This window comes from Arthrobacter rhamnosi (assembly GCF_054510975.1).
The window spans coordinates 787116-798622 of sequence record NZ_JBTNDN010000002.1 but is presented as its reverse complement, the minus strand read 5'-3'; the positions used below and the strand labels follow the sequence as shown (position 1 = coordinate 798622).

General features: G+C 71.8%; 8 protein-coding genes. 7 read left to right on the top strand and 1 reads right to left on the bottom strand.

The window, feature by feature from the left end; all coding sequences use genetic code 11:
• Positions 1-236: 236 nt before the first annotated feature.
• The 7 genes from ACX80J_RS08100 (at position 237) to ACX80J_RS08070 (ending at position 10451) form a co-directional block, all read left to right on the top strand.
• Positions 237-692, top strand: a complete 456-nt coding sequence (locus tag ACX80J_RS08100; protein ID WP_459347398.1) for a 23S rRNA (pseudouridine(1915)-N(3))-methyltransferase RlmH — start codon at positions 237-239, stop codon at positions 690-692.
• Positions 693-768: 76 nt separating this feature from the next.
• Entirely contained in the window at positions 769-1560 is a 792-nt protein-coding gene (locus ACX80J_RS08095) for a DUF4232 domain-containing protein (protein WP_459347397.1), read from the top strand.
• Positions 1561-1761: 201 nt separating this feature from the next.
• Positions 1762-6657, top strand: a complete 4896-nt coding sequence (locus ACX80J_RS08090) for an ATP-dependent helicase (RefSeq protein ID WP_459347396.1) — start codon at positions 1762-1764, stop codon at positions 6655-6657.
• Complete coding sequence (locus tag ACX80J_RS08085; protein ID WP_459345917.1) at positions 6650-7471, top strand: Fpg/Nei family DNA glycosylase; 822 nt, start codon at positions 6650-6652, stop codon at positions 7469-7471. Before ACX80J_RS08090 ends, ACX80J_RS08085 begins: the two co-directional genes overlap by 8 nt.
• Before the next feature lie 35 nt (positions 7472-7506).
• Positions 7507-8415 carry an RluA family pseudouridine synthase gene (locus ACX80J_RS08080; protein WP_459345976.1) on the top strand — a complete coding sequence of 303 codons (909 nt, stop codon included), beginning with the start codon at positions 7507-7509 and terminating at the stop codon, positions 8413-8415.
• A gap of 61 nt (positions 8416-8476) precedes the next feature.
• Positions 8477-9112, top strand: a complete 636-nt coding sequence (locus ACX80J_RS08075; RefSeq protein ID WP_459345916.1) for a DedA family protein — start codon at positions 8477-8479, stop codon at positions 9110-9112.
• Entirely contained in the window at positions 9075-10451 is a 1377-nt protein-coding gene (locus ACX80J_RS08070) for a tryptophan-rich sensory protein (protein WP_459347395.1), read from the top strand. The genes ACX80J_RS08075 and ACX80J_RS08070 overlap by 38 nt, the downstream gene beginning before the upstream one ends.
• Positions 10452-10548: 97 nt before the next feature.
• On the opposite strand, the gene ACX80J_RS08065 is transcribed toward ACX80J_RS08070, so the two are convergent.
• Positions 10549-11481: an NADP-dependent oxidoreductase gene (locus ACX80J_RS08065; RefSeq protein ID WP_459347394.1), complete on the bottom strand. Its 933-nt coding sequence runs from the start codon at positions 11479-11481 to the stop codon at positions 10549-10551.
• Positions 11482-11507 lie beyond the last annotated feature (26 nt).

Below are 11507 nucleotides of genomic sequence, written 5' to 3'. Positions count from 1 at the left end.
GAATTCAGCCAGCGTACTGACGGCAGGGGTGGTTGGACAGGTTAAGTTCGGGAGGCGAAGTACTTGTGCAAGCGCTTGTTCTTTGCCTGGCGTTCGACGGCCGTTCACTCTTCCCGGCCCGTTTCCGCCCCTTTTCGGGGGCTTTTCACCCCACTTTCACCGGTATTTCCCTCCACCTGCAGCGGGGTCCGCACCCCGCTCTCAGCGGGGTTCTCACCCCGCGATACCCTGAGGACATGGCAATCCGAGTGCTCGCAGTGGGCCGCAAGCACGAGAGCTGGGTGTCGGAGGGGATCGAGCGCTACGCGAAGCGGCTCAAGAAGCCCTTCGACCTGTCCTGGCAGCTGATCGCCCATTCGGCACGGGAGCACGACGCCGCCCGCAAGGAGGAGTCCGAGCGGCTCCGCGCCCGGCTCGGCAACGACTTCGTGGTGCTGCTCGATGAGCGCGGCAAGGCCATCGATTCCCCGACGCTGTCCCGCACCCTGCTGCGACCGCTCGAAGCGTCCCGCAGCGTCACGGTGATCATCGGCGGCGCCTACGGCGTGGATGACCGGGTGCACCAGCGGGCGGACTTCGTCTGGTCCCTGTCTCCGCTGGTGTTCCCGCACCAGCTCGTGCGCCTCATCCTCGCCGAACAGGTCTACCGGGCCCAGGAGATAGCCGGTGGCCGCTCCTATCACCACGAGTGAAGCCCCGCCGATAACGATCGTGGTACGCCACGGTCCGCCTGCCGGACGCGGAGAGCGCCGGACATAGGGTGAGGCCATGACTAATCTGCTGGGGAGCAAACCTTGGATCACGGCCGTTGCGGCCACCGGAGCCCTTGTCGCGCTGAGCGGCTGCGCGCTGTTCGAGCCGGCCGGCTCTGCCTCGCCGTCCGCGGCGACCCCGGCGGTGAGCACGGCACCGATGAGCCAGGCACCGACGACGGAGCCGGGCGCCACCTCCCCGGCGACGCCGGATCCTGCTTCTGCCGGCGCCTCCGCATCGCCGGCGGCGTCCGAGCCGGCGTCCGAGCCGGCATCGCCGGCCGCGTCCGAGTCGGCGTCCGCTCCGGCGTCCGAGCCGGCGGGCGAGCCGACGGGTGCGGCGCCGTCGCCCTCCCCCAGCGCTCCCGCTTCTCCCCCTGCCGCTGCCGGGATCTGCTCCGCGGCCCAGCTGGCCGGCGCGATTCAGGACCAGCCCGGTGGCGGTGCGGCGGGCAGCGTCTACCGGACCCTCGTGCTGACCAATGCCTCCGACCAGGAGTGCGTCGTCGACGGCTACCCCGGGGTGTCCTTCGTCGATGCGGCGGGCATCCAGATCGGTGCCGCCGCGGACCGCGACGGCTCGGCGACCGCCCCGGTGACGCTCGCCCCGGGAGGGTCCGTCACGACGACCCTCCGGCAGACCAACGCCCAGAACTACGGCCCCGACTGCGGCATCACGCCGGCCGCCGGACTCCGGATCTACCCTCCGGGAGCCACCGACTCGCTCGTCCTGCCGCAGGCGATCCCGGCCTGCTCGGCGACGTCGATCGTCCTGATGACCGTCGGGACACTGCAGCCCGCCTCCTAGCCTCACCCGGCCCTCGCGGGGGCTGCCTGCTCCTCTGCCTGCTCCCGGTGCGCCTGCGCGTGCGTCCGCCGTCCGCATGCGCGTCCGTGTCCCTGTCAGCATGCCCGTGCACCTCCCCTCGCACCTCCCCGTACACCTCCCGTGCACCTCCCGGGTCCGGGACGCGGATCAAGTGTCGGTGGGCTGGGGCATGATGAGGGAGTGACGCAGGTGCTGACGAGGTTCACTCCCGCAACCTCTGAATGGTTCGCGGGGGCCTTTTCCGAGCCCACCCCTGCCCAGGAGGGCGCCTGGAGGGCCATCTCCGCGGGCTCGAACGCGCTCGTCGTCGCGCCCACCGGGTCCGGCAAGACGCTCGCGGCCTTCCTCTGGGCCCTGGACCGGCTGATCGCGTCGGGCGAGGGCGGCAACGACCCGGACGGCCCGGAGCCCGCAGCGCCGGTGAAGGGGCGCAAGGCGGCTGCGCCGAAGCGCAGCACCCGCGTGCTGTACATCTCCCCCCTGAAGGCGCTGGGCGTCGACGTCGAGCGGAACCTCCGGGCTCCGCTGATCGGCATCACCCAGACCGCGAAGCGCCTCGGCCTCCCGGCGCCCAGCATCACCGTGGGGGTGCGGTCCGGGGACACTCCGCAGGCCGAGCGCCGTGCCATGCTCACGCGGCCGCCGGACATCCTCATCACCACTCCCGAGTCGCTGTTCCTCATGCTCACCTCCAAGGCGCGCGAGACGCTCCTGGAGGTGGACACGGTCATCATCGACGAGGTCCACGCCGTCGCGGGCACCAAGCGCGGGGCCCACCTCGCCGTGTCGCTGGCGCGCCTCGACGCTCTGCTCGAGAAGCCCGTGCAGCGGATCGGCCTCTCCGCGACGGTGGAGCCGAAGGAGACGGTGGCCCGGTTCCTCTCGGGCAACGCCCCGGTCGAGATCGTGGCCCCGCCCTCCAGGAAGCAGTGGGACCTCACCGTCACCGTGCCGGTGGAGGACATGACGGAGCTCGGCGGGGCGGCCGCCAACACCGACGACGACGGCGACGCCGTGCCCCAGGCGAGCATCTGGCCGCATGTCGAGGAGAAGATCGTCGACCTCATCGAGCAGAACCGGTCGACGATCGTGTTCGCCAACTCCCGGCGGCTCGCGGAACGCCTGACGGCGCGGCTGAACGAGATCCACGCCGAACGCCTCGAACGCGAGGCCGTGTGGGCCGCAGGAGGCGACCCGGCCGCCGTCGAGCCTGCCGGGAACGCGCCGTCGTTCGCCCACACCACCGCGACGCCCGCGCAGATGATGGCGCAGGCCGGGCAGACCACCGGCGCCGAGCCGCTCCTCGCCCGGGCCCACCACGGTTCCGTCTCGAAGGACCAGCGCGCCCTCATCGAGGACGACCTCAAGTCGGGGCGCCTGCGCTGCGTCGTCGCCACGAGCTCGCTGGAACTCGGGATCGACATGGGCGCCGTGGACCTCGTCGTGCAGGTCGAGTCGCCGCACTCCGTGGCCAGCGGCCTGCAGCGCGTCGGCCGGGCCGGGCACCAGGTGGGCGAGGTGTCGCAGGGCGTCCTCTTCCCCAAGCACCGCGGGGACCTCGTCAACACCACCGTCACGGTGGAGCGCATGCTTGCGGGGCAGATCGAACCCCTGTACATCCCCACCAACCCGCTCGACATCCTGGCCCAGCAGACCGTCGCGGCCGCGGCGCTCGGCACCATCGACGTCGAGGAATGGTTCGACGTCGTCCGGACCTCCGCGCCGTTCGCCACCCTGCCGCGCTCCGCGTTCGACGCGACCCTCGACCTCCTCGCCGGGCGGTACCCGTCCGACGAGTTCGCCGAGCTGCGGCCCCGTATCATCTGGGACCGCGTCGAGGGCACCATCACGGGCCGGCCCGGTGCGCAGCGGCTGGCGGTCACCTCCGGCGGCACCATCCCCGACCGCGGCCTCTTCGGGGTGTTCCTCGTCGGATCCGAGGGCGAGGGACCCCGCGCCGGAGGCCGCCGCGTCGGTGAACTGGACGAGGAGATGGTGTACGAATCCCGCGTGGGAGACGTCTTCGCGCTCGGGGCCACGAGCTGGCGCATCGAGGAGATCACGCACGACCGCGTGCTGGTCTCCCCCGCGTTCGGGCAGCCGGGCAAGCTCCCGTTCTGGAAGGGCGACTCCCTCGGCCGGCCCGTCGAACTCGGCAGGGCCCTCGGCGCCTTCGTCCGCGAGATGTCCGGGGCCACGCCGGAGAAGGCCCAGGAACGCTGCGCGAGGATCGGGCTCGACGCCTGGGCCTCCGGCAACCTGATCACCTACCTGACGGAGCAGCGCGAGGCCACGGAAGTGGTCCCGAGCGACCGGACGCTCGTCGTCGAGCGTTTCCACGACGAGCTCGGCGACTGGCGCGTGGTCCTGCACAGCCCGTTCGGCATGCCGGTGCACGCACCCTGGGCGCTCGCCGTCGGAGCCAGGCTGGAGCAGCGCTACGGGATGGACGGCTCGGCGATGGCCTCCGACGACGGCATCGTGCTCCGTGTGCCGCTCATGGACGACGAACCCCCCGGTGCCGACCTCTTCCTCTTCGACGCGGAGGAGCTCGACGGCATCGTCACCGCGGAGGTCGGCGGATCGGCGCTCTTCGCCTCACGGTTCCGCGAATGCGCGGCGCGGGCCCTGCTGCTCCCGCGCCAGAACCCGAGCAAGCGGACGCCGCTCTGGCAGCAGCGCCAGCGCTCGGCGCAGCTGCTCGACGTCGCCAAGAAGTACCCCACGTTCCCGATCGTCCTCGAGACGGTGCGCGAATGCCTGCAGGACGTCTACGACCTCCCCGCGCTGAAGGACATCGCGGCATCGCTCGAGCGCCGGGAGCTGCGCATCGTCGAGGTCACCACGCAGCAGCCCTCCCCGTTCGCACGGTCCATGCTGTTCGGCTACGTCGCGTCCTTCCTCTACGAGGGCGATTCCCCGCTGGCGGAGCGCAGGGCCGCCGCCCTCTCACTGGACCCGACCCTCCTCAACGAGCTGCTCGGCCGCGCCGAGCTGCGGGAACTGCTGGACGCGCAGGTCATCGCCGATACCGAGCTGGAACTGCAGCGCCTCAAGCCGGACCGCCTGGCGCGCGGGCTCGAGGGCGTCGCCGATCTGCTGCGGCTGCTCGGACCGCTGACGGTCGACGAGATCTCCCGGCGGCTCGAAGCCCCTGCCGGCGATTCTCCTTCCGGCGATGCTCCTGCCGGCGAGGTCGCTGTTCCTGGCCCCGGGCGTGCGTCCGCCGACGTCGTCCGGCAGCACGTCGCCGCGCTGGTCCGGGCCAACCGCGCCCTGACGGTGCACATCGCGGGCGTGGAGCGCGTCTCCGCCGTCGAGGATGCCGCGCGGCTGCGCGATGCGCTGGGCGTCCCGCTGCCTTTGGGCATCCCCCTGGCGTTCATCGAACCCGTGGCCGATCCCCTCGGGGACCTCGTGGGACGGTACGCCCGCACGCACGGGCCGTTCACGGCGGCGGAAGCGGCGTCGCACCTGGGCCTCGGGGTGGCCGTCGTCGCAGGTTCACTGCAGCGCCTCGCAGGTGCCGGGCGTGTGGTCGAGGGCGAATTCCGGCCGGCGGAATCGGTCCCCGTGCTCGATATCTCCGAGGCGTCCGGAGCGGCTCCTGGCACCATCACCGTGCATGCTCCCGCCTCCAGCGAATGGTGCGACGTCGAGGTGCTCCGCCGGTTGCGCCGTCGCTCCCTCGCCGCACTGCGGCAGGAGGTGGAACCGGTGGACCCCACGGCCTACGGCCGGTTCCTGCCGGCCTGGCAGCACATCGGCTCGGGGCTTCGGGGCCTCGACGGGGTGGTCACCGTCATCGACCAGCTGTCCGGCGTGCCGATCCCCGCCTCCGCGTGGGAGCCGCTGATCCTCGCGCAGCGCGTGGCCAACTATGCCCCGGCGATGCTCGACGAGCTGACCGCGACGGGCGAGGTTCTCTGGTCCGGCGCGGGCTCGCTGGCGGGCAATGACGGGTGGATCGCGCTGCACCTGGCGGAGAACGCCCCGCTGACGCTGCGGCCCGACCCCGCGTTCGAGCCGTCCTCGCTGCACACGGCGCTGCTCGACCTGCTCGCCGGGGGCGGCGGCTACTTCCTGCGCCAGCTGACCAACCTGCTCGACGTGCAGGAGGCGCCCTCGGACACCGCGGTGGTGACCGCCCTCTGGGACCTGGTGTGGGCGGGCCGGATCAGCAACGACACGTTCACGCCGGTGCGCTCGCTCCTCGCCAACGGCAAGACCGCGCACAAGCAACGGCCCGCACCGGCACGCGCACGCACGTCGCGGGCAGGACGGCTGGGCCGCGCGCCGGGCAAGTCGCTCACGGGAGCGTCGATGCGGCTGAGCGCTGCCGGGGACGACGCCGGAAGCGGAGGCTACCAGCGTGCAACCCCTCCCCTGGCCGCCGGCCGCTGGAACATGCTGCCCGCCGTGGAGGCCGAGACGACGCTGCACGCCCACGCCACGGCGGAGCTGCTGCTCGACCGCTACGGCGTGGTCACGCGCGGCGCCGTCGGCAACGAGGGCATCCCCGGCGGCTTCGGCCTCATGTACAAGGTGCTGGCCCGGCTCGAGGAGATGGGCCGGTGCCGCCGCGGCTACTTCATCGAGCACCTCGGCGCGGCGCAGTTCGCCGTGCCCGCGACGGTCGACCGCCTGCGCTCCTTCAGCGCGGACAACCAGCTGCCCACCGCGCAGGACGTCCTCGGCGGTGAAACCCCGCCCCTGAAGGCCGTGGCACTGGCAGCGACGGACCCGGCGAATCCCTACGGTGCGGCGCTCAACTGGCCGCAGGCCGAGGGCGGGCACCGCGCCGGGCGGAAGGCGGGCGCCCTCGTGGTGCTCGTCGACGGGGCACTCGCCCTGTACGTGGAGCGCGGCGGGAAGACGCTCCTGACGTTCACGGAGGACGCCGACGTCCTGCGGGCCGCCGCGCTCGCCCTGGTCACGGTCATCCGCCGGGGGGCGGCGGACAAGATGGCCGTGGAGAAGGTCAACGGCGGCGAGATCCTGGACACGGACATCGGACGTGCCCTCGCGGACGCCGGGTTCTACACGACGCCGAGGGGGCTGAGGATCCGTGCCTGAGGGGGACACCGTCTGGCGTGCAGCCCGCGAACTGCACAGCGCCCTCGCCGGGAAGGTCCTCACGCGCTGCGACATCCGCGTGCCGCGCTTCGCGACCGTGGACTTCACCGGCGACACCGTCCAGGAGGCCGTGGCCCGCGGCAAGCACCTGCTCATCCGCGGCGGGGGCGACGACGGCTGGGACATCCACTCGCACCTGAAGATGGAAGGGCTCTGGCACGTCTACGCGCACGGGGAGAAATGGCGCAGGCCCGCGTTCAAGGCCCGCTGCATCCTCGAGACGGACGACGCCGTCGTCGTGGGCTTCGAACTCGGGTTCCTGCGCGTGATCCCACGATCCGAGGAAGAGGACGCCGTCGGGTACCTGGGCCCGGACCTCCTCGGGCCCGACTGGGACCCGGACGAGGCGCTGCGCCGGTTGCTCGAGCAGCCGGACCGGCCGATCGGCCTGGCCCTGCTGGACCAGCGGAACCTCGCCGGGATCGGCAACGTGTACCGGTGCGAACTGTGCTTCCTCGCGGGCGTCCACCCGCTCACCCCGGTGGGTGAGGTACCCAACCTCCCGCGCATGGTCGAACTGTCGAAGAAGCTCCTCGAAGCGAACAAGGCGCGCAGCACGAGGGCCACCACCGGCCGGCTGCGCGGCGACACCCTCTGGGTCTACGGCCGCACCCGGCGGGGATGCCTGCGCTGCGGTACGCCGGTGGCGCTCGAGCAGCTCGGGGACAAGGACACCGAACTCCGGGAGCTGTACTACTGCCCGCACTGCCAGCCCCGATTGGAAGCCCCGGCAGGAGCGGCCTACCCTGACTGAGTGGACGGAATCCGACCGGTGATGCGCTGATGGCGATGAAGTCCCCCCTGCCCGTGCGCAACGGGGTCAACGCGACGCGCCTCCGCCTCCCCTCCGAGGGCCCCTGGGGCACCGCCCTGGAGTACATCCTCGACCGCTTCGACCACGTGGATCCGGAGGGCATCGGCGAGCGCTTCGACCGCGGCGAGGTGGTCGCACTCGGCGGGGAGGTCCTCACACGGTCCACTCCCCTCGGCGAGCACACCTTCGTCTGGTACTACCGGGAACTTCCGGTGGAGGAACGCCTGCCCGTCGAGCTGTCCGTCCTGTACCAGGACGATCACCTGCTCGTCGTCGACAAGCCGCACTTCCTGCCCACCACGCCAGGCGGCATGTACGTGGCGGAATCGGCCCTGGTGCGGCTGCGGGTGGAGCTGGATCTCCCGGACCTCATCCCCATGCACCGCCTCGACCGGATGACGGCGGGCATCCTCATGTTCTCCGTCGATCCGGGGACGCGCGGCGCGTACCAGCTCCTCTTCGAGAACCGGCGCATCCGCAAGGAGTACCGGGCGGTCGCACCCGTGCGCCCGGACCTGGGGCTCGACGCCGCGTCCCTGGACGTGCGGAGCCGGATCGTCAAGTCGCGGACCTACCTGCTGGCGCAGGAGGTGGAGGGCCCCCCGAACACGCACACCACCGTCAGTCTGCTCGACCAGCGCGGCGACCGGGGCCTGTACCGGCTCCAGCCGCACACGGGCAAGACCCACCAGCTTCGGCTGCACATGGCATCACTCGGACTCGGGATACTCAACGACCCGTTCTACCCCGTCCTCCACCCGCAGGCCCCGGACGATTACGCCAAAGCCTTGCAGCTCCTGGCGCACAGCATCGCCTTCACCGACCCCGTGGACGGTACGGACCGGAGTTTCGAGTCGGGCCTCACGCTCGCCGAGTTCGCCTGACCTTCACCCGATTATCGTCCGGCCCCCGGGATTTCCGGTGTCCGGACGGTAGATTTGCAGGGTGGACCTGCCCGGTACGGACATCCCAGCACCGCTCTACCTCCTCGTCATGTTCGCCGTCATCTTCGTCGACGTGGTGGCTCCCGTGGTGCCCTCCGAACTCCTGGTGATCGGCGCCGGCACCATGGCGGCCCACGGCATCGTGCTCCTTCCGTTCGTGATCGTCGTCGTGTTCGCGGGCAGCTGGATCGGCGACGTCGCCATCTTCCTGCTGTTCCGGCGCAAGCTGACGCACCTCCTCGACCGGTTCCGGTGGGGCCGCGCCATCCATCGCGGGTTGCGCAACACCATCGAGAAGGCCGGCACCTCACCCACGTACGCGGCCGTCGTCGCCGTCCGTTTCCTTCCCGGTGGCCGGACCGCGAGCGTGGCGGCCGCGGGCATCGCCGAGCTTCCGCTGCGCCCGTTCATGCTCGCCGCGGCGGCCGGAGGTGTCCTGTGGACCGCCTGGCTGGTCGGTCTCGGTTTCGTCGCCGGGGCGTCCACCGGCTTCCCTGCGGGGGTCAGCGCTCTGCTCGGAATGGCTGTGGGTACGCTGGTGGGAGCCATCACGGCGGCAGTCCTCGCCCTCAAGAAACACCGGAAGGCCAGAAAAGCGCATGAGCACCCCGAACAACCCGGGCCCCAGGCTTCCTGACAGGCCGGCCGGTCCGCCGATGATCGCCGGTGGGGCTCCTGCCTCCACCCCGACGACGAGCGTCCTCGACAGGCTGAAGGCCGCGCAGCCCGCCGCCCCCGGGACGACCGGGGGCGCAGCAGCCGGAGTGCGCTCCGACGCGGCGACCGCCGGGAGCACGGGAGCCGGCCGGACGGCGGCGCCGGTCGATGCGGGCATCGCGAACGGGGGCCTCCCCTCCGGGGGAAGCGGTGCCGGCGTCAGCCGGGGCGAGGGCGCGTCGGGCCCTGGCCGCCCCGGGGCCGGCCGCGGTGGGCGTCTCCGCGCGGCCGGGAGTGACAGGCTCCGTCTCGTGGCCCTCCGCAGTAAGCGTCTCCGTCTCGCGGCGGCCCGGAGTGAGCGACTCCGCCTCGCGGCCGACAGGGCGAACGCCGCGGCACGCGTGACGGGAACGGCGATCCGCCGCGGCAGCACGGCCACCGTCCGCCACGTCGGGTCCTGGCACCCGGACACGGTGCGGCAGTCCGCCGTGACCCTGAGCGCGGCGGCCTGCATCCTCGGGTCTGCGGCAGGCGTCGGGGCCTTCGGCGGTCCGTCCATCCGCGACGCCGCCGGCGGCCTCTTCGCTCCGGACGCGACGCTGCTCGCGCCGTCGTCGTCGGCCTTCTCGATCTGGAGCGTCATCTACGCGGGGCTCGTGGCCTACACGACCTTCCAGTGGCTGCCCTCGCAGCGGATGAGCGAGCGCCAACGGCGGCTCGGCTGGGCGGTCGCGGCCTCGATGCTCCTCAACCTCGCCTGGATCCTCAGCGCCCAGGCGAACCGCCTGGCCCTCAGCCTCCTGGTCATCCTGCTGCTGCTCGTCGCCCTGGTGTCGGCCGTCCGCACCCTGAACGACCACCCGACCGAGACGCGCCTCGAAGGCGCCCTCGTGGATACGCCGATCGGCCTCTACCTCGGGTGGGTGCTCGTGGCCGCCGCGGCCAACGCGGCGGCGTTCCTCACGGACAGGAACACCGACCTGTTCGGCTGGAAGGGCAGCACGTGGGCGATCCTCGGCATCCTCGCGGTCCTCCTGACTGCCGCGGTCATCTGCTCCACGGACCGGGGACGCCTCTCCGTGGCTGCGGCGGCCTCCTGGGGGCTGCTCTGGATCGCCGTCGAGCGGGTGCTGGGCGAGCCGTTCGCGGTGGACATCGCCTTCGCTGCCGTTGCGGCCATCTTCCTGCTGCTGATCACCGCGGGATCGCGCCGGCACCGCGTGGACCACGCCTACCGCCGCTGGCTCCGGGCCGAGGAGGACGCCAAGCGCGAACCCCTCGACCTGCTGGGCGGCGGCTACGAGGACTCGCGCTCCTGAGCCGCGGCGGGCCGGGCATTCCGCGCTCGCGCCCGGGAACCCGTTGGAGCGATGCGTCACTCGGACGGGCCTCCGGTACTGCGTCTCTTCCGCGCGGTCAGCCCTGGTCGCCGACGGTGACGGCGATCTTGCCGCGCACGTGGCCCTCGATGCTGCTGCGGAAGGCATCGGCGGCGCGCTCCAGCGGGAAGGTCCCGGCGAGGACGGGCTTCACGCTGCCGGCCTCCACGAGTTCGGTCAGGGCGAGCAGGTCCTCCGGGTTCGGCCGGACGAAGATGTAGCGCCCGCCCCTGTCCTTGACCCCTGCATCGACCACGGAGGCAACCCGGTCCCAGGTCTTCAGGTGCTTGAGGGAGGCAGGCACGTCGTCGCCGCCCACGAAGTCGACGACGGCGTCGAGCCCCTCGGGAGCCGCCGCCGCGATGCGGTCAGCGAGTCCCTCGCCGTAGGTCAACGGCTCTGCGCCCAGGGATCGCAGGAAGTCGTGGTTCTTCTCCGAGGCGGTCGCCAGGACCCGCGCTCCCCACGCCTTCGCGATTTGGATGGCGTAGTTCCCGACGCCACCCGCTCCGTTGTGCACCAGGACCGTGTCACCCTCGCCCACACCGATGGACCGGAGCGACTGGTACGCCGTGAGCCCGACGAGCGGGATGGTGGCGGCCTCGGCCCAGGAGACGTTGCGGGGCTTCCGGGCCAGGGCCCGCACGGGCGCGGCGACCTGCTCGGCGAACGTGCCGAACGCGACGGTGTCCATGCGGACGTACCCGATGACCTCGTCACCGGCCTGGAACTCCGTCACCGACGGACCGGGCTGCACGACGACGCCGGCGACATCCCAGCCCGGGATCACCGGGAAGAAGGCCGGCAGGGCAGCGTCGAGGTACCCGGCGGTGATCTTCCAGTCCACCGGGTTGACCGAGGATGCACGCACCTCGACGAGGACCGAGTCCGGCCCCACCTTCGGATCGGGCTGGTCCCCGTACTGCAGGACGTCGGGATCGCCGTACTTCTCGTAAAACACTGCCTTCATGGTGCTCCTCCTCGCAGGTGATCCGG